Origin of the sequence: Pseudoalteromonas sp. MSK9-3, from assembly GCF_003590335.1 — a bacterium.
Lineage (GTDB): Bacteria > Pseudomonadota > Gammaproteobacteria > Enterobacterales > Alteromonadaceae > Pseudoalteromonas.
In genome coordinates this window covers 1-613 of sequence record NZ_MIET01000053.1, presented here as the reverse complement: position 1 = coordinate 613, position 613 = coordinate 1, and the positions used below count along the sequence as shown (strand labels likewise).

Sequence of the window (613 nt, the reverse complement as noted above, 5' to 3'; positions counted from 1 at the left end):
TCTTCACGATGGACGTTAGCACCCACCGTGTGTCTCCCGGATAGTACTTTACGGTATTCGGAGTTTGCAAAGGGTTGGTAAGTCGGGATGACCCCCTAGCCTTAACAGTGCTCTACCCCCGTAAGTATTCGTCCGAGGCTCTACCTAAATAGATTTCGGGGAGAACCAGCTATCTCCCGGTTTGATTAGCCTTTCACTCCTAGCCACAGGTCATCCCCTAACTTTTCAACGTTAGTGGGTTCGGTCCTCCAGTTGATGTTACTCAACCTTCAACCTGCCCATGGCTAGATCACCGGGTTTCGGGTCTATACCCTGCAACTAAGCGCCCAGTTAAGACTCGCTTTCGCTACGGCTACCCTAATCGGTTAACCTCGCTACAGAATATAAGTCGCTGACCCATTATACAAAAGGTACGCAGTCACATAACAAGTATGCTCCTACTGCTTGTACGTATACGGTTTCAGGTTCTATTTCACTCCCCTCACAGGGGTTCTTTTCGCCTTTCCCTCACGGTACTGGTTCACTATCGGTCAGTTGGGAGTATTTAGCCTTAGATGATGGTCCACCTATATTCAGTCAAAGTTTCACGTGCTCCGACCTACTCGATTTCACT

General features: G+C 48.8%; 1 rRNA gene. It reads right to left on the bottom strand.

Annotated features, from left to right (window positions below):
* Window positions 1–613 (bottom strand): 23S ribosomal RNA (locus BGP78_RS20175); the annotation flags it as partial.